Annotated in this window: 19 protein-coding genes; 7 read left to right on the top strand and 12 right to left on the bottom strand. The window is 68.7% G+C overall.

Annotated features, from left to right (window positions below; all coding sequences use genetic code 11):
• Window positions 1–299: 299 nt before the first annotated feature.
• From IG196_RS25845 to rtcA, 4 genes are read left to right on the top strand one after another with little or no spacing between them, the layout of a single operon-like run.
• Window positions 300–1520, top strand: a complete 1221-nt coding sequence (locus IG196_RS25845) for an RtcB family protein (protein WP_101488696.1) — start codon at window positions 300–302, stop codon at window positions 1518–1520.
• A 2-nt stretch (window positions 1521–1522) separates the two neighbouring features.
• Window positions 1523–1810 carry a hypothetical protein gene (locus tag IG196_RS25840; RefSeq protein ID WP_192193596.1) on the top strand — a complete coding sequence of 96 codons (288 nt, stop codon included), beginning with the start codon at window positions 1523–1525 and terminating at the stop codon, window positions 1808–1810.
• Between the two features lie 59 nt (window positions 1811–1869).
• Window positions 1870–2223 (top strand): zinc-ribbon domain-containing protein, encoded by a 354-nt coding sequence (locus IG196_RS25835; protein ID WP_062479873.1) that lies wholly within the window; start codon window positions 1870–1872, stop codon window positions 2221–2223.
• Between the two features lie 23 nt (window positions 2224–2246).
• Window positions 2247–3350 carry an RNA 3'-terminal phosphate cyclase gene (gene rtcA, locus IG196_RS25830; protein ID WP_192193595.1) on the top strand — a complete coding sequence of 368 codons (1104 nt, stop codon included), beginning with the start codon at window positions 2247–2249 and terminating at the stop codon, window positions 3348–3350.
• Here the strand turns inward: rtcA and IG196_RS25825 are convergent, their stop codons facing one another.
• Both IG196_RS25825 and IG196_RS25820 read right to left on the bottom strand, forming a co-directional pair.
• Complete coding sequence (locus IG196_RS25825; RefSeq protein WP_192193594.1) at window positions 3351–3683, bottom strand: alpha/beta hydrolase; 333 nt, start codon at window positions 3681–3683, stop codon at window positions 3351–3353. It lies immediately after the preceding gene.
• 121 nt (window positions 3684–3804) lie between these two features.
• Window positions 3805–5463, bottom strand: coding sequence for an adenylate/guanylate cyclase domain-containing protein (locus IG196_RS25820; RefSeq protein WP_192193593.1), 1659 nt, complete (start codon window positions 5461–5463; stop codon window positions 3805–3807).
• A 55-nt stretch (window positions 5464–5518) separates the two neighbouring features.
• Between IG196_RS25820 and IG196_RS25815 the strand changes: the two genes are divergently transcribed.
• Window positions 5519–6232, top strand: coding sequence for a Crp/Fnr family transcriptional regulator (locus IG196_RS25815; RefSeq protein ID WP_225616796.1), 714 nt, complete (start codon window positions 5519–5521; stop codon window positions 6230–6232).
• A 1-nt stretch (window position 6233) separates the two neighbouring features.
• On the opposite strand, the gene IG196_RS25810 is transcribed toward IG196_RS25815, so the two are convergent.
• The 4 genes from IG196_RS25810 to IG196_RS25795 form a co-directional block, all read right to left on the bottom strand.
• Window positions 6234–6710: a DoxX family protein gene (locus tag IG196_RS25810; protein ID WP_192193591.1), complete on the bottom strand. Its 477-nt coding sequence runs from the start codon at window positions 6708–6710 to the stop codon at window positions 6234–6236.
• A gap of 135 nt (window positions 6711–6845) precedes the next feature.
• Complete coding sequence (locus IG196_RS25805; RefSeq protein ID WP_192193590.1) at window positions 6846–7850, bottom strand: Bug family tripartite tricarboxylate transporter substrate binding protein; 1005 nt, start codon at window positions 7848–7850, stop codon at window positions 6846–6848.
• 47 nt (window positions 7851–7897) lie between these two features.
• The gene (locus IG196_RS25800; protein WP_192193589.1) at window positions 7898–9310 is read right to left on the bottom strand and encodes an amidase family protein; all 1413 of its coding nucleotides are present in this window, start codon (window positions 9308–9310) and stop codon (window positions 7898–7900) included.
• 117 nt (window positions 9311–9427) lie between these two features.
• Entirely contained in the window at window positions 9428–10210 is a 783-nt protein-coding gene (locus IG196_RS25795; protein WP_192193588.1) for a FadR/GntR family transcriptional regulator, read from the bottom strand.
• Between the two features lie 175 nt (window positions 10211–10385).
• Here IG196_RS25795 and IG196_RS25790 point away from each other — a divergent pair, with 175 nt between their 5' ends.
• Window positions 10386–11144, top strand: a complete 759-nt coding sequence (locus tag IG196_RS25790; protein WP_192193587.1) for a sulfite exporter TauE/SafE family protein — start codon at window positions 10386–10388, stop codon at window positions 11142–11144.
• A gap of 7 nt (window positions 11145–11151) precedes the next feature.
• Here the strand turns inward: IG196_RS25790 and IG196_RS25785 are convergent, their stop codons facing one another.
• The 4 genes from IG196_RS25785 to IG196_RS25770 all read right to left on the bottom strand — a co-directional run bounded on the left by IG196_RS25785 (window position 11152) and on the right by IG196_RS25770 (window position 14030).
• Window positions 11152–11514 (bottom strand): DUF1428 domain-containing protein, encoded by a 363-nt coding sequence (locus IG196_RS25785; protein ID WP_192193586.1) that lies wholly within the window; start codon window positions 11512–11514, stop codon window positions 11152–11154.
• Between the two features lie 67 nt (window positions 11515–11581).
• Window positions 11582–13063: a DHA2 family efflux MFS transporter permease subunit gene (locus IG196_RS25780; protein ID WP_192193585.1), complete on the bottom strand. Its 1482-nt coding sequence runs from the start codon at window positions 13061–13063 to the stop codon at window positions 11582–11584.
• A gap of 50 nt (window positions 13064–13113) precedes the next feature.
• A complete protein-coding gene (locus IG196_RS25775) occupies window positions 13114–13533 on the bottom strand; it encodes a VOC family protein (RefSeq protein ID WP_192193584.1) in 420 nt (139 codons plus the stop codon).
• Between the two features lie 53 nt (window positions 13534–13586).
• Window positions 13587–14030, bottom strand: coding sequence for a VOC family protein (locus IG196_RS25770; protein WP_192193583.1), 444 nt, complete (start codon window positions 14028–14030; stop codon window positions 13587–13589).
• Between the two features lie 121 nt (window positions 14031–14151).
• Here IG196_RS25770 and IG196_RS25765 point away from each other — a divergent pair, with 121 nt between their 5' ends.
• Window positions 14152–14805, top strand: a complete 654-nt coding sequence (locus IG196_RS25765; RefSeq protein WP_070061950.1) for a TetR/AcrR family transcriptional regulator — start codon at window positions 14152–14154, stop codon at window positions 14803–14805.
• 24 nt (window positions 14806–14829) lie between these two features.
• On the opposite strand, the gene IG196_RS25760 is transcribed toward IG196_RS25765, so the two are convergent.
• Both IG196_RS25760 and IG196_RS25755 read right to left on the bottom strand, forming a co-directional pair.
• A complete protein-coding gene (locus IG196_RS25760; RefSeq protein ID WP_192193582.1) occupies window positions 14830–15324 on the bottom strand; it encodes a MarR family winged helix-turn-helix transcriptional regulator in 495 nt (164 codons plus the stop codon).
• Between the two features lie 36 nt (window positions 15325–15360).
• Window positions 15361–17109, bottom strand: a complete 1749-nt coding sequence (locus tag IG196_RS25755; RefSeq protein ID WP_192193581.1) for an acyl-CoA dehydrogenase family protein — start codon at window positions 17107–17109, stop codon at window positions 15361–15363.
• Window positions 17110–17111: the final 2 nt, after the last annotated feature.

Here is a 17111-nt window from a genome sequence, read left to right as displayed (position 1 = left end):
GATAGAGAAAAGAAAGAGACACGGGCATGCAGGCACAGAAGGGAGCGCCACTGCCAAAAATGTTTGAAATTGCCGGCAGCCTGGGTAAGACCAGGTACGGCGGGCAAGTCGGTTGACGAGCAAGGTTGAGGATGCAGGTGCTGGCTCCGATGACGGGTCTGTCACTGGCGCGCGTTTCCAATCGTCGACTGGGCCATCGGACTCAAACACCATGGTCGCCGTATTGATGCGGGTTCGAATCCCGCCGTGTCCACCAACAGGTTGTGAAGAATAGACAGACAAAGAGAGAGAAAAGAAAAATGACGAACTACAAAGTACATGAAGTCGCCAACGGCGTCCCCGTGAAGATGTGGACCAACGGCGTGCCCGTGGAAGACGAGGCGCAGAAGCAGCTCGAGAACGCTGCGCGCCTGCCCATCGTGTTCAAGCACATCGCGGCCATGCCCGACGTGCACTACGGCATCGGTGCGACCGTGGGCTCGGTGATCCCGACCTTCAAGGCCATCATCCCCGCCGCCGTCGGCGTGGACATCGGCTGCGGAATGATGGCCTGCAAGACGACGCTCAACGCGCGCGACCTGCCCGACAACCTGGGCCCGCTGCGTTCGGCGATCGAGAAGGCCGTGCCGCACGGAAGCAATCCCAAGCGCATGGGCCGCGACAAGGGGTCGTGGGAAACGCCGCCCGACGAAACCGACGCCGCCTGGGCGAAGCTGGTGGATGAGTTCGACCTGATCTGCGAGGACTACCCGCGCATCAAGAACACGAACAACCACAAGCACCTGGGAACGCTGGGTACCGGCAACCACTTCATCGAGGTGTGCCTCGATGAAGCGGGCGCCGTGTGGTTCATGCTGCACTCGGGTTCGCGTGGCGTGGGCAATGCCATCGGTACGCACTTCATCGAACTCGCGAAGAAGGATGCCGAACTGCACCAGCGCAACCTGCCCGATCAGGACCTGGCGTACTTCGAGGAAGGCGCCCAGTACTTCGGCGACTACGTGCGCGCGGTGGGCTGGGCCCAGAAGTTCGCACGGGCGAACCGCGAAGTGATGATGCAGCGCGTGGTCGCGGCCGCGCGCAAGGTCATCACCAAGCCTTTCGAGGCGCACGTGGAAGCGGTGAACTGCCACCACAACTACGTGAGCCGCGAGACGCACTTCGGGCAAGACGTGCTCGTGACCCGCAAGGGCGCGGTGAGCGCCAAGCTCGGCGAGCTGGGGATCATCCCCGGCAGCATGGGCGCCAAGAGCTACATCGTGCGCGGCAAGGGCAACCCAGAGAGTTTCATGAGCTGCAGCCACGGCGCGGGCCGAAAGATGAGCCGAACGAAGGCCAAGAAGCTCTTCACCGTCGCCGACCAGATCGCCGCGACCGAAGGCGTCGAATGCCGCAAGGACGCCGACGTGATCGACGAGATCCCGATGGCCTACAAGGACATCGACGCGGTGATGGATGCGCAGAAGGACCTGGTGGAGGTGGTTTACACGCTCAAGCAGGTGGTCTGCGTGAAGGGCTGACCATGGGTATCGAGTACCGCGTCAAGGTCGCATTGCCGTCGCGCGAAGTCGCGCAAGGCATCTGCAGGAAGGCGGGCATCGGTGGTCATCTGAACGTCGAGGGCGAGCGTGCGGATTTCTATCCGGCGCCGCCGTCGACGCCTTCGGAATGGGCGCAAGCCGTGGTCAGCATCGACGCCGATGGCTTTGTGGTCTGCCTGCTTGCGAACACCAACTTTGCGCGACAGGTGTTGGGCAGCATCGTTCAACTCGCTGCGGGCGAAGGTATCGTGACAGTGGAAGAGCTATAGGAGGGGATCGGAAGACCGACCTGCCTTCGTAGCGACGTATGACGGAGGTTCAGAGAAAAATGAAAAGCAACAAGCAACGGCGTGCCGAGATCAAGGCACATCGCCTCGAACGCGCCGCGCGCGCCGTGGCACTGCAGCAGCGCCAGGCCGATGCACGCCTGCTGCGCGCCGAAGGCATGGTCGCTGCCGACACGGCCCTGCTGGCCGCGCACAACAACACCTACGGCCCGCTGCCCACCTTCTACGTCGACAAGGCGTTCACCTGCCGCGATTGCGGCGCGCAGGAGGTGTGGACGGCCAAGCAGCAGAAGTGGTGGTACGAGGTGGCGCTCGGCAGCATCCACAGCACGGCGGTGCGCTGTCGCGCATGCCGGCTCGGAACGCCGCGAACAAGAACAACGACAAACGACTGAACAAGAAAGAAAGACGTGTCCCGATGACGGAAGCACAAGAAGAACAACGAGCACTCGATGCCGTCGAACTCGACGGCTCCCAAGGCGAAGGCGGCGGCCAGATCCTGCGCACCGGCCTCGCGCTGTCGATGGTCACGGGCCGGCCGCTCACCATCGCGAAGATCCGCGCGGGCCGCGCCAAGCCGGGCCTGATGCGCCAGCACCTGGCGTGCGTGCATGCGGCCGCGGAGATCAGTGGCGCGCAGGTCGACGGCGCCGAGCTGGGCTCGCAGTCGCTGCGCTTCGTGCCGGGACTGGTGCGCGCGGGCGATTACCGCTTTGCGATCGCCGGCGCGGGCAGCTGCATGCTGGTGCTGCAGACCGTGCTGCCGCCGCTGCTGCTGCAACCCGCGGGCCAGGTGAGCCGGCTGCGGCTGAGCGGTGGCACGCACAACCCGATGGCGCCGCCGTTCCACTTTCTGGAGCGCGCGTTCGCGCCGCTGGTGCGTCGCCTCGGCGGCGACCTGCAGCTGGTGCTGCGCCGCTGCGGCTTCTATCCGGCCGGCGGCGGCGAGGTGGACGCGACGATCGTGCCGGCGGCGGAAGGCGCGCGGCTGCAGGCCTTCGACCTGCTGTCGCGTGGTGAGCTGCGCGCGGGCCATGCCGAGTGCCTGGCGCCCGGCCTGCCGCGCCATGTGGCGGCGCGCGAACTCGAGACGGTGGGGGCGGCGATGGGCTGGTCGGCGCAGGCCGAGCAGCTGCGCACGGTGCCGACGCGCCAGAACGAGGGCCCGGGCAATGCGCTGCTGGTGACGCTGGCCTACGCGCACCTCACCGAGGTGTTCACGGCCTTCGGCGAGAAGACGCTGAGCGCGGAGCAGGTGGCGCACGGCCTCGTGAAAGAGGTGCGCGCGTTCCAGAAGCACGAGGACGCGGCCGTGGGGCCGCACCTGGCCGATCAGCTCGCGCTGCTGCTGGCGCTCGCGGTGTTCCGGCAACCGGGGCAGTCGGGCGCGTTCACCTGCAGCGAAGTGACGCCGCACACGCGCACGAACTGCGAGGTGATCGAGCGCTTCCTGCCGGTGCGCTTCACGATCACCGAAGAAGCTGCAGGCCCACGCGCGGCGCTGGTGCAGGTGGCATCGTGATTACAGGCCGGCCTGACGCGTGACGCTCACGGCAGTCCGCTTCACGTCGGCGGCGTCCGAGTAGATGTTGCCGCTGCGTGCGGTGGCAACGGCTTCGGCGCGCACGGCCTGACGGTCGACGGTGGAGGTCACGGCGACGGTGCCTTCGGCAGCGGCGTCCGAGTATTCGTTGCCGTTGCGCGCAGAGGCGACGGCTTCGGTGCGCACGTCGGCACGGCTGGCGGCCGAGGTGATGGCGTGCACGCCTTCATACGTTTCGGCGTGGGCCGCACCGACGGTGCCCAGCAGGGCGAAAGCGGCGGCGGAAATGGCGAGGAGTTGCTTGCTGTTCATGATGCTTTTTCCCTTTGAGTCTGTGGGCGGCGGACAGTCGTCGTTGCCACAGGCTGCAGTGTGAAACCGCATCGCGGAAGGCGCTGTGCGTTTGCGCACCGAATCCGGCAGGTGATGACGCTCAGGGCGTTTTTGCAGCGCGCGAATACATCACGGCCAACGGCTCGGAGCGTCCGCGCACGTCCAGCGTGTCGACCGGCCCCAGCGCGTCTTCGGCGCCGGCCTGTTGCGCCGCGAACTGCGAGACCACGAGCCGCGCCGAGGCGGTCTTGGAATGGTCCTGCAGGCGGCTCGCGGTGTTGACCACTTCGCCGATGGCGGTGAAGGTGGTGGTCTCGAGGTAGCCGACCTCGCCCACGGCCGCGCGCCCGGCGTGCAGGCCCATGCCGAAGTCCAGCTGCTGGCCGAACTGGGCCTGGAAGTCGACGTTCCATGCCTCCATGCGCTCGCCGATGAGTTGGGTGGCGCGCAGTGCCTGCCGGCAGGCGGTGGGCAGGTCGCATTCGAGGCCGAAGATGGCCATCACGCTGTCGCCGATGAACTGGTTGGGCACGCCGCCGCTCTCGCGCACGGCGGCACCCACGATGGCGAAGTAGCGGTCGAGCACGTAGGCGAGGTCGAAGGGCCATTGCCGTTCCGAGAGGCCCGACCAGCGCCGCAGGTCGACAAACAAGATGGCCACGTCGCGCTCGTGCCCGAAGCGTCCGACCGGCGCGGGCCGGCCTTCGCGCGGCAGCGGTGCGAACAGCGGCGTCACCTCGATGCTGCCGCGCGGGCGCAGCTGGCAGGCCAGCCGCACGTCGTGCGGCGCGCGCACGCGTTCGAGCGTGCGCTGCTCGTCGCGGCCCGGTGTGCCGATGTGTTCGGGCGCGCCGCTCACACGCACGCGGCAGGTGGAGCAGCGCGCGCGCCCGCCGCAGATCGACACGTGGGCGATGCCGTGCGAGCGGCTGGCTTCGAGCACGCTCCACCCGGGCGGTACGTGCACGGTGCGGTCGGGGTAGCGCAGCGCGACGGTGGCACCGCTGGCGCGTCGGGCAAGCCTGCTGCGCGCTGCGTAGGCCGCGAGCAGGGCCAGCAGCGCCAAGGCGTAATAGAGCTTGAGGTTGGTCTCGGCGGCATTGAGCGCGCGGCCCTGTTCGGGCGTCGGCAAGGTGACGGGCGGCACGCCGGTCCACTGGAACTCGCGGCCCATCGAGACGAAGCCCATCGCGGCGGTCACCGGCAGCAGCACGGCGATGGCGAGCAGCGGCGCGAACAGGCGCCGGTAGAGCGGACGCACGCGCAGCGCGAAGTGCAGGCCGAGGCAGCCGTGGGCCCAGGCGGCGAGCATCATGCCCAGCTGCGCGCCCGCGCCGGCCAGGTCCCACAGGCCCCAGACCACGCGCACATACGAGCCCTCGATGCCGTAGGCCAGGTAGGCGCCGCGCATGGCGGTGAGGTGGGTGGCCAGCAGCAGCGGCAGCGCAAAGCCGAGCAGCACGCGCAGGGCTTCGAGCGGCGGCATGCGCAGGGTGCGGCGCTCCCACAGCGCGGCCACGGCGAGCGCGAGGTGGGTGACGGCGGCACCGTACAGCAGCAGCGTGCCGGGCAGGCTGTGCCAGAACTTCTGCACGCCGCGCAGCACGGTCTCGGCCGCGGTGAAGGAGACGATGCCCAGCGAATGGTTCAGCAGGTGCGCCGTGATGTAGGCCATCAGCACCAGCCCGCTCGCCCAGCGAAGGTTGCGCCGTGTCGGCGTCCTCAGTGAAAAAGCGGGAGGTGGGGAACGTCTGTCCATGAACGGGTTCGAAGCGGCACCCGAGCATAATGCGCGCGCCTCAATGACCACCGGCATGGCCCTACCCGAACCCACCCCCCGCTCCAGCCTCGCGCTGCGCCGCATCGCGCTGCTCGAAGGCCTGTCCGACGACCGCTTCGACCATCTGGCGCGCCAGTGCCTGTGGCACAGCGTGGCAGCCGGCAAGCCGCTGATGCTGCGCGCCGACCTGCAGGGCGAGGTGTTCCTGCTGGTGTCGGGCCGGGTGCGGGTGACGACCTACGCAGCCAACGGCCGGCAGGTGACCTTCCGCGATTCGGAAGCCGGCGCGCATTTCGGCGACATCGCCGCTTTGGACGGCGGGCCGCGTTCGGCCGACGTGGTCACGCTCGAACCCTGCGTGGTCGCCAGCCTGGACCGCGCGGCCTTCCTGGCGTTGCTGCGTGAAGAGCCGCTGGTGGCCGAGCGCGTGATGCAGCGGCTGGCCGCGTTGGTGCGGCAGCTGTCGGAACGGGTGATCGACCTGAGCACGCTCGGCGTGCAGAACCGCCTGCATGCCGAGCTGCTGCGCCTGGCGCGCGAGGCGGGCATCGACGGCAACGAGGCCCGGCTCGAGCCCGCGCCCAAGCACGCGGCGCTGGCCAGCCAGATCAGCACCAACCGCGAGCAGGTGACCCGCGAGCTCAACACGCTGGTGCGCAGCGGCGTGCTGCGCAAGGACGCCAAGGCGCTGGTGGTGGCCGATGCCGAGCGCCTCGCGCAGATGGTGTCGCAGGTGCGCGGCGACTAGATCAGTTCCAGCGGCCGTTGGGTCCGGCGACGCTCAGGCGGCCGGCGCCCATCAGCGCCACGCTCAGCGCGCCGAACAGGTACAGGCCCTGCAGTTCCAGCGCCCAGCCGCCCTGCTTGGTCAGCGCGAACAGGTCGGCCATGTGCACGAGGCCGAAGGCCACGAGCATGTTGATGACGACCACGGCAGCCGCGGCGCGCGTCCAGACGCCCGCGATCATCAGCAGCGGCGCGACGATCTCGCCCACGAACACGAGGTAGGCCAGCCCGCCCGGCAGGCCGGCCTTGGCCAGCATGCCGCTGATGAAGCCGACGCCGGCCGAGAGCTTGAAGATGCCGTGCAGCAGCATCAGCACGCCGACCGACACGCGCAGCACCAGCTTGCCGGCGTCGTCGCGGGCAGCGGGCGTGGCAAGGAACGACGACGAGGAAGAAGACGCCGAAGCGGCGGAGGCGATGGGGGCAGCCCGGGTGTTCATGGCGAATCCTTGAAAGGAAAGAAAGGAAGGCCGCCACGGACTGCGGCGGTTGCCATGCCAGTGTGGCGACCCGGTCGCCGCCGGTCGGTGCGTTTACGCACACTTTTTGGCGGTTGGGTTCGCCGCCGCCCGGCGTCAGTCGCCCTTGTAGCCCGAGGCCTTGATCACCGGCAGCCAGCGTGCGGCCAGCGCGTCGGTGTAGCGCACGACCTCTTCGCTCGACGCGCCGGGCAGCAGGTCGTAGCCCACGCGGCCGAGCTTTTCGCGCACATCGGGCATCGCCAGCACCTTGCGCACGGCCCGGTTCCACTGCGCCAGCGTGGCGGGGGCCGTGTTCGCGTGGGCGTAGAGCACGTAGCGCGACGAGGCCACCAGCGTCGGGTAGCCCGACTCGGCGAAGGTCGGCACGTCGGGCAGGCCGTCGGCGCGCTTGTCGCCGGCCACGGCCAGCACGCGCAGCTTGCCCGCGCGGTGGTACTCGGTGAGCGTGGTGGTGGCGTCCATGCCCGAGGCCACCTGGCCGCCGATCAGCTCGGTGACCATGGCCGCGCCGCCGCGGTAGGGCACCAGGGTGGCGCCGCTGCGCGACAGGGCCACGAAGTCCATCGCCAGGAAGTGCAGCAGCGAGCCCACGGTGGTGATGCCGATCGAGCCCTGGTCGGGGTTCGCCTTGGCGGCCTGGACGAACTGGGCCAGCGTCTTCACCGGCGAGGCGGCGCTCACGGCCAGCCCGAACTGGATGCCGCTCACGTCGCTCACGGGCTTGAAGTCGGTGGCCGGATTGAAGCGCATGTTGGCGTAGATGGCGGGGCCGATGAACATCGGGTCGACCGGCGCCAGCAGCATGGTGGTGCCGTCGGCGGGCGCGTTCTTCAGCACCTCGGCGGCCAGGCGCGTGCCGGCGCCGGGGCGGTTGTCGACCATGACGGGGCGGCCGAGTTCGTCCTTGAGCTTTTCTGACAGCAGCCGGCCCATGAAGTCGGCCGGGCCGCCGGGGGGAAAGGGCACGATGAGGCGGTTGACGGCCGGCTGCGCGTTCGCGCCGTACGGCAGCAGGCCGCCCAGGCCCGTGGCCGCTGCCGCGCAGATGAGGCCGCGCCGTGAGAGCGCCGGGCCGGTGTGGAAAGAGAAGGGGTTCATCGAAAGTCTCCGGGTGGTTGGAATAAGTAGGGGAACCGAAAGAAAGCTCAGGCCTGCGCGACCAGCGGCGTGAAGCGGGCCGCGTCTTCGAGCACCTGGCCGGCCTCCAGCAGCAGGTCTTCGCGGAAGCGCCAGGCGAGCAACTGCACGCCGATGGGGGCACCGCCGGCCATGCCGGTGGGCACCGCGAGGCCGGGCATGCCCAGCGCGGCGGTCGCGAGCAGCGGGCTCTGGGCGTCGATGAGGGCGCGGGCGCGTTCGAGGCTCGCGATGTCTTCGTCCTGCGGGCAGGGGCGCTGCCACGACACGGGCATCAGCACGAGCGGATGGGTCTGCATGAACACCGACCAGCTGCGCAGCAACGCCTGGCGCCGCGCGAGTGCGTCGAGAAAACCGTCGCGGTCGGTCTCGGCCATGCCTTCGAGCATGTAGCGCTGGCTGCGCCGCATGATGTCGTCGCCGTGCTGCTCGACGCCCGCAATGATGTTGCGGCGGCTGTCGTCCACGGTCAGCGTGCGCCACAGGGCCGCGGCCTCGTGGAAGAAGGGCAGCTCCGCTTCGTCGACCTCGTAGCCCGCCTGCTGCAGCCAGCGCGCGGCATCGTCCAGGGCCTGCGTGACGGCCGGGTCGACCGGAATGCCCGGCGTGCGCTTGAACAGCGCCACGCGGATCGGGCCGGCGGGGCGCGGCAGGTCGTGCGGCATCGGGACCCAGTTCGGGTCGCGCGCGTCGGGGCGTGCCATGGCTTCGTAGCCCAGGCGCAGGTCGGCGATGCTGCGCGCCAGCGGCCCCTGCACCGACATGAGCTGCGGCGTGATGCCGCGCTCGCTCGTCGCGCTCGGGTTGAAGGCCGGCACGCGGCCGGCAGTTGGGCGCAGACCGGCCACGCCGCAGGCGTACGCGGGGTAGCGGATCGAGCCGCCGATGTCGTTGCCGTGCGCCAGCGCGCCCATGCCGCTGGCCACCGCCGATGCCGCACCGCCGCTGGAGCCGCCGGGCGTGACGGCCGCGTCCCACGGGTTCAGCGTGCGGCCGTGCACGCCGTTGTCGGTGAACCAGCGCGACGAGTAGGTCGCGGTGTTGCTGCGCCCCACGATGACGGCGCCCGCGCTGCGCCAGTGCGCGACCACCGGCGCGTCTTCGCGGGCGATGTGGTCCTTCAGCGGGATCACGCCGTTGGTGGTGGCGTGGCCGGCCTGGTCCACGTTGACCTTGATGCTGACCGGCACGCCGTGCAGCGGGCCGAGCACTTCACCGCGCAAGGTGCGTTGGTCGGCGGCGTCGGCGCTGGCCAGGGCCTCGTCGGCGAGCACCTCGGCCAGGGCATTGAGGCGCGGGTTGAGTTCGGCGATGCGCGCGAGCACGCTGGTCGTCACTTCGCGGCAGGACACCTCACGGCGGCGCACGGCGTCGGCGATGTGGGCGGCGCTGCGCTGCCAGAGGGCGGGGGATGAGGTCATGGTCTGTTGCAGGGAAAGTTCAGGCAAAGGAAATCCCGCACCCCGGCGCAACCGGGGTGAAGGCAAGAGAGAGCAGGGGAAAAAGGCGGCGGCGGGTCAGCCCACGCCGCGCAGGCCTCAGCCGGTCGGTTTCTTCATGAGCAGGCTGCCGCGGTCGACGCGGGATTCGGCCTCCAGGGCCAGGGCTTCGGCGTGTTCCATGTGCACGCGCATGACCTCGCGCGCACGCGCGGGGTCGCGGGCGCGCAGCGCGTCGAGCAGGTCGGTGTGGCTGTGCACCATTTCCTCGTCGAACTGGTCGAACTCCGTGAGCGCGTTGCGCACGATGATCACGCGGCGGATCACGTCGTTGAGCAGGCGGCAGACCAGCGCCAGAAAGGGGCTGCTGCAGGCTTCGGTGAGGCGGTCGTGAAAGAGCAGGTCGGCCTCGCGGCGCTCGTTCCAGTCGTCGCTGCCGCCGTGCGCCGGGTGGCTGTGGCCGATCAGCGCCTCGAGCGCGGCCAGATCGGCCTCGCTCAGGCGCGTGGCCACGTTGGCGGCCAGCTCAGGCTCGACCACGCGCCGCAGCGCGTACAGCATCGTGATGTCGACCGGCTGGAAGTACAGGAAGTTCGACACCGCCTGCAGGCACTGGTCGTACGAGGCCTGCGTGAGCGTCGCGCCGCCATTGGGGCCGGTGCTGATCGCGACCAGCCCCTGCACCTGCAGCGCGGCCAGCGCCTCGCGCACCGTGCCGCGCGACACGCCGAGCTGCTCGATCAGCTCTTTCTCCTGCGGCAGCTTGTTGCCGACCTGCTGCTGGGTCTGGACGACCCAGCGCTTGATGTTGTCGACCACCTGGTCGGAACGCTTCACGCGCTTGTCGCGCGTGAGCGAGGGCTTGGGTTGGGATGGGGGCATCTGCGTTTCGGGTATTTATTATCATAAATGTCATAAATATGGAAAACGCTGTCAAGCGGGTTGTCCCGCGCGGCCCATTCCGGGCGGGCCGTCGGCAGGAAATGGGGCTTCCTGCTACGCTCCCGGACGGCCCGCCTGCCCCTGGCGGGCTTTTTTCTGCGCTCGCACTTTCCCCATGGTTTTTCCCGTCATCACCGACCCGTCGTTCTACGCGGTCGCCGTTCCCGCCGTGCTGCTGCTCGGCATCAGCAAGAGCGGCTTCGGCGCCGGATTCGGATCGCTGGCCGTGCCGATGATGGCGCTGGCCGTCACCGTGCCGCAGGCGGCGGCCATCCTGATGCCGCTGCTGCTGCTCATGGACCTGCTCGGTCTGGCCGCGTTCCGGCGCGACTTCGACCGTTCGCTGCTCAAGTTCCTGATTCCGTTCGGGCTGGTCGGTACGGTGATCGGCACGCTGCTGTTTCGCGTGCTGTCGGCCCACACGGTGGCGGGCATCGTGGGCGTGTTCACGCTGGTGTTTCTCGCGCAGCGCCTGGCGTTCCCGCCCAAGCCCAACGACCCGCTGCCGTCGCGCGCGGTGGGCGCGGTGCTCACCGCCGTGTCGGGCTTCACCAGCTTCATCGCGCATGCGGGCGGGCCGCCGATCAATGCCTACGTGATCCCGCTGCGGCTCAAGCCCGTGGTGTTCACGGCGACGATGGCCTACTTCTTCTTCGTGGTGAATCTCAGCAAGTGGGTTCCCTACGCGTGGCTCGGTCTGCTCGACTTTCGCACGATGGCCACCTCGCTCGTGCTGATGCCGATCGCACCGCTGGGCGTGTGGATCGGCATCCGCATTGCACGCCGCATCGATGCGACGTGGTTCTATCGCTTCGTGTATCTGGGCATGCTTTTGACAGGCCTCAAGCTCGTCTACGACGGCTTTCTGGCCTGAGAAAGCATCAAAGTTCCACGATCGACTTGAAGCCGCCGAAGATCATGCGTTTGCCGTCGAACGGCAGGTTCTTCATGTCCATCATGGCCTCCAGGCGCGGGTCGGCCATGACCTTGGCGTTGATCGCGTCACGTTGCTTGCGCGACTTGTAGGTGATCCACGAGAAGGCCACGGTCTCGTCGGCCTTGAGCTTCACGCTTTGCGGGAACGACGTGAGCTTGCCGGGCTTCACGTCGTCGGCGATGCACTCCACGTACTCGAGCGCGCCGTACTCCATCCAGACCTTGCCGGCCTTGCGTGCCAGCTTGCGGTAGGCCTCGACGTTCTTGGTGGGAATGGCAACGATGAATCCGTCTACATAGCGAGCCATGAGTGATCTCCTGAACAAGGGGTAGAAACGTTGAAAAAGAAAAAGCGGGGGCTGCATGGCGCCGTCGTCACGACGACGCCGTCTTGCCCGCCGCGCCCGAGGCCGACGCTGCTTCGTTGTTGTTGTTGTTGTGGGTGTGTCCCGGCGAGGCCGGGCGAAGCAACAGGACCCCGATCAGACCCGCCGCCGCCGCGAACACGGCGCCGACAAGGAATGCCAGGTTGTAGCCACCGTTGAGCGCCAGCGGCATCGCCGCGCCCGCGGTCGCCATGGCGGTGGTGCGTGCCGCCGCGGCGCTGGCCAGCACGGCCAGGCCCAGGGCGCCGCCCATCATGAAGGCGGTGTTGACCACGCCCGAGGCCAGGCCCGAGTCGGACGGGTCGACCTCGCTCATGGCCGCCAGCAGCACCGGGTTGAAGGCCATGCCCGCGCCCAGGCCGAGCAGCACCATGCCGGGCAGCACGTCGAGCACGAAGCTGCCGTTGACCGGTGCGCGCGCAAACAGCGCCAGGCCGATGGCCGCGAGCCAGAGCCCGGCCGCCAGCGGCTTGCGGATGCCGAAGCGCATCACGATCTTGGCCGACAGGCCGAGCGAGAACACCGCCATGATCACGTTGGCCGGCAGGAAGGCCAGCCCGATCTGCATCGGCGTGTACTGCAGCACCAGCTGCATGTACAGCGCCGAGATGAAGAACCACGCGAACATGGCCGCGGCCCACAGCACGCCCACCACGTTGGCCACCGACACGCTGCGCAGCTTGAACAGGCCCAGCGGCATCAGCGGATGCTTCACGCGCGACTCGATGGCGATGAAAGCCGCCAGCAGCACCACGGCCGCGCCGAGCAAACTGATTGTTTGCGTGGAGCCCCAGCCCGCCTCGTTGCCGTTGACCACGCCGTACACCGCGAGCATCAGCGACGCGGTGACGGTGATGGCACCGGCCACGTCGAGCTTTTCTCCATGCGCATGGCCGCGCGCGTTCGGCAGCAGCGCCACGCACAGCGCATACACCGCCACGCCGATCGGCAGGTTGACCAGGAAGATCCAGTGCCAGCTCAGCGTGCTCGTGAGCAGGCCGCCCAGCAGCACGCCGATGCTGCCGCCGCCTGCGCACACGAAGCCGTACACGCCCATTGCCTTGGCGCGGTCGGCCGGCTCGGTGAACAGGTTCATGATCAGCGAGAGCGCCACGGCCGACACCACCGCGCCGCCCAGGCCCTGCACCGCGCGCGCCGCCACCAGCAGGCCCTGCGAGGTCGAGACCCCGCAAGCGAGCGAAGCTAGCGTGAACAGCACCAGGCCCGCGAGGAACACGCGGCGGTGGCCGTACAGGTCGCCCAGCCGACCGCCCAGCAGCAGGAAGCCGCCGAAGGTCAGCATGTAGGCGTTCACCACCCAGACCAATGACGTCTCGGAAAAACCGAGGTCGGTGCGGATCGAAGGCAGCGCCACGTTCACGATCGTGGTGTCCAGCACGATCATCAGCACGCCCAGGCACAGCACCATCAGGGCGAGCCAGCGCTTTCGGTTGTCGAGGGGTTCGGTCATGGAAGGTGCTTCCTGCGAAGAAATGAAAGTAGGAGAGGGGGCGGCTCCGCTCAGACCAGCGCCTTGCCGCCGTTGATGAGCCACGGCGTGCCGAAGCGGTCGGTCACCATGCCGAAGCCTTCGACCCAGAAGGTCTTCTCGAAGGGCATGCCGACCTTGCCGCCGTCGGCGAAGGCGTCGAAGACGCGCCGCGCCTCGGCCACGGTGTCGAGCGTGAGCGCCACGCCGAAGCCCTTCATGCCTTCATAGGACTGGCCGGGCATGCTGTCGGAGGCCATGAGCAGGCCCTCGCCGTAGGCCAGCGACGCATGCATGATCCGCTTCTTGGCGTCGGCCGGCATCTGCTCGGTGCCGGGCGCTTCGCCGACGGTCATCATCATCTGCATCGTGCCGCGCAGCGTCTTCTCGTAGAAGCGCATGGCCTCGGCGGCGTTGCCGTCGAACGTGAGGTAAGCGTTGATGGGGGACATGAGAGTTCCTTGGATGTGAGAGGGTGAGTCAACAAAAAAAGCAGGCTCGCGCGTCACGCAACGGCCGGGTCTGCCACCAGCAGCCAGCCCACGCCGAAGCGGTCGCTGAGCATGCCGAAGCTGGTCGTGAAGAAGGTCGGCGTCAGCGGCTGGATCACCTGGCCGCCGTCGGCCAGCGCGTCGAACCACTTGCGGACGTCGGCGTCGTTGCTGGCTGACAGCGACAGCATGATTCCCTTGAACTCCGCGTGGCCCGAGCAGCTGCCGTCGGACAGCATGAGTTCGGTTTGGCCGACGCGCAAGACCGAATGCATCACTTTGTCAGGGCTGGGCATGCCGCCGGCGCAACCGGCTTCGGAGTTGCCCTCGGGGCCGCCGCCGGCCGGCGCCTCGCTGTAGCGCATGAGCTGCACGACTTCGGCGCCGAGCGCCTTTTTGTAGAAGGCAATCGCTTCGTCGCAACGACCTTCGAAGGACAGGTAAGACTGGACTTTCATGGCGTTTCCTTTTGGATGGGTTACGGGCACAACGGGTCTGGGCGAAAACAATGGAATTACTTTGTGTACACCGTCCACAAAGAATAGCAGAGATAATGGACAGTGTCCACATGGAGTCGCGATGAAGCTCAACAACGTTCCCGAAAGCCTGCCGCCCGCGCGCAGCACCTACCGCCACGGCGACTTGCGCCGCGCGCTGCTGGATGCCGGCATCGAACTGGCGCGGGACGGCGGCCCCAGTGCCGTGGTGTTGCGCGAGGCCACGCGCCGCGTGGGCGTGGTGCCGAATGCGGCCTACCGCCACTTCGCGAGCCGGCACGACCTGCTGCTGGCGGTGCGCGCCGCGGCGCTGTCGGAGGCGGCCAAGGCGATGGAAAGTGAGCTCGCCGTGTTGCCCTGCGATCAGCCGCCCGCCGACTTCGCACGCGCCCAGGTGCGCGCCATCGGCACCGCTTATCTGCGTTTTGCGCAGGCGCAGCCGGGGCTGTTTCGCACGGCCTTCGTGGTGTCGGAAGACGCGCAGGGCGACGTCGGTCCCGACGGCGCGGGCGCCAGCGGCATGAACCCGTTCGAGTTGCTGGGCGCGGCCGTCGACCGGCTGGTGGACGCGGGCTTGCTCGACCCGGCGCGGCGTCCGGGCGCCGAATACCTCGCGTGGTCGGCGGTGCACGGGCTGGCACTGCTCATCATCGACGGCCCGCTGCGCGGGGTGGACGCGACGGCCACGCATGCGCTCGGACAGCGCCTGATCGACATGGTGGAACGCGGCCTGTAACCGCAGCGGCGCCGCGCTCAGTTCTCAGAGATAGATCTTCTGCAGCAGCTTGATCAGCGTCTCGCGCTCGCGCGCGCTGAGGCGGCTGCTGGCTTCGGTTTCGAGCTGCACCACGGCCTGCTCGGCTTCGCAAATGAGCGTCTCGCCGGTCGGCGTGAGGTGCAGGCCGACGGCGCGGCCGTCGTGCGGATGCGGCCGGCGTTCGATGAGGCCGCGGCTGTCCAGCGCGGCCACCAGGCTCACGAGGTTGGGCGGCAGGATGTCCAGCGTGTTGCACAGCTGCCGCGAGGTGGCGCCCGGGTTGTGCGCCAGCAGTGAGAGCACCGAGAAGTCGATCTGCTTGAGGCCGTAGGGCGCCATGCGATCGGCGAACACGGTGCTCACGATCAGCCAGGCGCGGCGGGCGTTGTAGCCGACCAGTCCTTCGAGCACGCGGGCGTCGAGCCGATCCGACCGGGGGGACGGCGCGGCGGCAGTGTCGGTCCTGGCGGACGTTTTTTTCGCGGGAGAAGGAGGCATGCGGCGAGCGTAACCGCGCGTTGCTTTCTCGAACAACTAGCGCGAAGCCTCTTGTGCGGAATGCGCCAGTGCGACACCCTCACAAGCCCGCTTGACGATGCCCAGCCGCATCTCGAATTCGGGCAACACCCAGCGCCGGAAGGCCGCCGCGGCGCGCACGCGATCCGCATCGGCGGTGTCATCGGGTGCGGCGACTTCGATACGGGCCCAGGCCCACGCCATCAGCGTAAGCATCACCACGCGCAGGAAGTCGTCGGCCACCTCGCAGGGCAGCACGGGGTTGGCGTGCGCCGCCATCGCCACCGTGGTGCCGAGGTAACGCAGTTGCGCCAGCCGGCGCTGCACGTCGGCATCGGCCTCGCGCGAGGCGTCGAGCGTGTCGCGCAACTCGAGCAGCACGGCCGACAGGGCCGCGCCGCCGTCGGGCAGCACCTTGCGCACCAGCAGGTCGATGGCCTGGATCTCGTTGGTGCCCTCGTAGATCATGGTCACGCGCGCGTCGCGCACCACCTGCTCGACGCCCCACTCGCGCACGTAGCCGTGGCCGCCGAACACCTGCAGGCATTCGCTCGCGCCGTGGAAGGCCTGGTGCGTACAGGCGGCCTTGAGCACCGGCGTGACGAGCGAGCACCAGCGCTGCGCGCGCTCGCGCGCCTTGGCGTCGGCGTCGTGCGTGGCGATGTCGAGCATCAGCGCGCTGCGGTAGGCGAGGGTGCGCGAGCCGTCGATCCAGGCGCGCTGGGTGTCGAGGATGCGGCGCACGGCCGGATGCTCGGCGATCAGGTCGGCCGCCTCGCTGCCGCGGCTCGCGGGCACGGCGCCGGGTGCGCGCATCTGGCGGCGCTCGGCCGCATAGGCGTCGGCCTTCTGCCACGCGGCATCGAGCAGGCCGATGCCCTGCAGCGCCACGTGCAGGCGTGCCGCGTTCATCATCACGAACATCGCGGCCAGCCCGCGCCCGGGCTCGCCGACCAGCCAGCCGGTGGCGTCGTCGAAACGCATCGTGCAGGTCGGGCTACCGTGCAGGCCCATCTTTTCCTCGATGCGCTCGCAGTGCACCGCGTTGCGCGCACCGTCAGGCAGCAGCTTCGGCACGAGTGCGAGCGACAGGCCCTTGGGTCCGGCCGGTGCGTCGGGCAAACGGCACAGTACGAGGTGCACGATGTTCGGCGTGAGATCGTGCTCGCCGCCTGAAATGAAAATCTTGCTGCCGTTCACGCGCACGCTGCCGTCGGCCTGCGCCGTGGCGCGCGTGCGCACCTGGCCGAGGTCGCTGCCGGCATGCGCTTCGGTGAGGCACATGGTCGCGAGCCATTCGCCGGTCGCGATCTTCTGCAGATAGCGGCTTTTCAGTTCCTCGCTGCCGTGGTGCTTGAGGCAGGCGTACGCGCCGTGCAGCAGCCCCGGCGCCATCGTGAAGCCGTGGTTCGCGGCGCTGAGCCATTCGTAGAGGATGGCTTCGAGCACCGCCGGCAGGCCCTGGCCGCCGTCTTCGGTCGCGGCCGATAGCGCGGGCCAGCCACCGTCCACGAAGGCCTGGTAGGCCGCACGAAAGCCCGGGGGCGTGACGACTTCGCCGTTGTCGAAGCGGCAGCCGACTTCATCGCCCTCGCGATTGATCGGTGCGACGACCTCGCCGACGAAACGGCCGGTTTCCTCGAGCACCTGCGACTGCAGCGCCTCGTCGACCTCCGAGAAGGGCGCGAGTGCGCGCAGGCGCGTAGGCGCATCGAGCACCGCGTTCAAGAGAAAGCGGACGTCTTCGGGGCGGGGCTGGTAGTGCATCG

This window comes from Variovorax sp. 38R (assembly GCF_014843395.1).
Taxonomy (GTDB): Bacteria; Pseudomonadota; Gammaproteobacteria; order Burkholderiales; family Burkholderiaceae_C; genus Variovorax; species Variovorax paradoxus_H.
Note: the sequence above shows the minus strand (reverse complement) of the source record. Positions and strands in the feature narration are given on the sequence as shown.

Coding starts and splice junctions, on each gene's coding strand:
- IG196_RS25835 (WP_062479873.1), top strand. CDS start 1,870: ATGAAAAGCAACAAGCAACGGCGTGCCGAGATCAAGGCACATCGCCTC.
- rtcA (WP_192193595.1), top strand. CDS start 2,247: ATGACGGAAGCACAAGAAGAACAACGAGCACTCGATGCCGTCGAACTC.
- IG196_RS25790 (WP_192193587.1), top strand. CDS start 10,386: ATGGTTTTTCCCGTCATCACCGACCCGTCGTTCTACGCGGTCGCCGTT.
- IG196_RS25820 (WP_192193593.1), bottom strand. CDS start 5,463: ATGGACAGACGTTCCCCACCTCCCGCTTTTTCACTGAGGACGCCGACA.
- IG196_RS25755 (WP_192193581.1), bottom strand. CDS start 17,109: ATGCACTACCAGCCCCGCCCCGAAGACGTCCGCTTTCTCTTGAACGCG.
- IG196_RS25815 (WP_225616796.1), top strand. CDS start 5,519: ATGGCCCTACCCGAACCCACCCCCCGCTCCAGCCTCGCGCTGCGCCGC.
- IG196_RS25770 (WP_192193583.1), bottom strand. CDS start 14,030: ATGAAAGTCCAGTCTTACCTGTCCTTCGAAGGTCGTTGCGACGAAGCG.
- IG196_RS25800 (WP_192193589.1), bottom strand. CDS start 9,310: ATGACCTCATCCCCCGCCCTCTGGCAGCGCAGCGCCGCCCACATCGCC.
- IG196_RS25825 (WP_192193594.1), bottom strand. CDS start 3,683: ATGAACAGCAAGCAACTCCTCGCCATTTCCGCCGCCGCTTTCGCCCTG.
- IG196_RS25765 (WP_070061950.1), top strand. CDS start 14,152: ATGAAGCTCAACAACGTTCCCGAAAGCCTGCCGCCCGCGCGCAGCACC.
- IG196_RS25845 (WP_101488696.1), top strand. CDS start 300: ATGACGAACTACAAAGTACATGAAGTCGCCAACGGCGTCCCCGTGAAG.
- IG196_RS25810 (WP_192193591.1), bottom strand. CDS start 6,710: ATGAACACCCGGGCTGCCCCCATCGCCTCCGCCGCTTCGGCGTCTTCT.
- IG196_RS25840 (WP_192193596.1), top strand. CDS start 1,523: ATGGGTATCGAGTACCGCGTCAAGGTCGCATTGCCGTCGCGCGAAGTC.
- IG196_RS25785 (WP_192193586.1), bottom strand. CDS start 11,514: ATGGCTCGCTATGTAGACGGATTCATCGTTGCCATTCCCACCAAGAAC.
- IG196_RS25795 (WP_192193588.1), bottom strand. CDS start 10,210: ATGCCCCCATCCCAACCCAAGCCCTCGCTCACGCGCGACAAGCGCGTG.
- IG196_RS25775 (WP_192193584.1), bottom strand. CDS start 13,533: ATGTCCCCCATCAACGCTTACCTCACGTTCGACGGCAACGCCGCCGAG.
- IG196_RS25760 (WP_192193582.1), bottom strand. CDS start 15,324: ATGCCTCCTTCTCCCGCGAAAAAAACGTCCGCCAGGACCGACACTGCC.
- IG196_RS25805 (WP_192193590.1), bottom strand. CDS start 7,850: ATGAACCCCTTCTCTTTCCACACCGGCCCGGCGCTCTCACGGCGCGGC.
- IG196_RS25780 (WP_192193585.1), bottom strand. CDS start 13,063: ATGACCGAACCCCTCGACAACCGAAAGCGCTGGCTCGCCCTGATGGTG.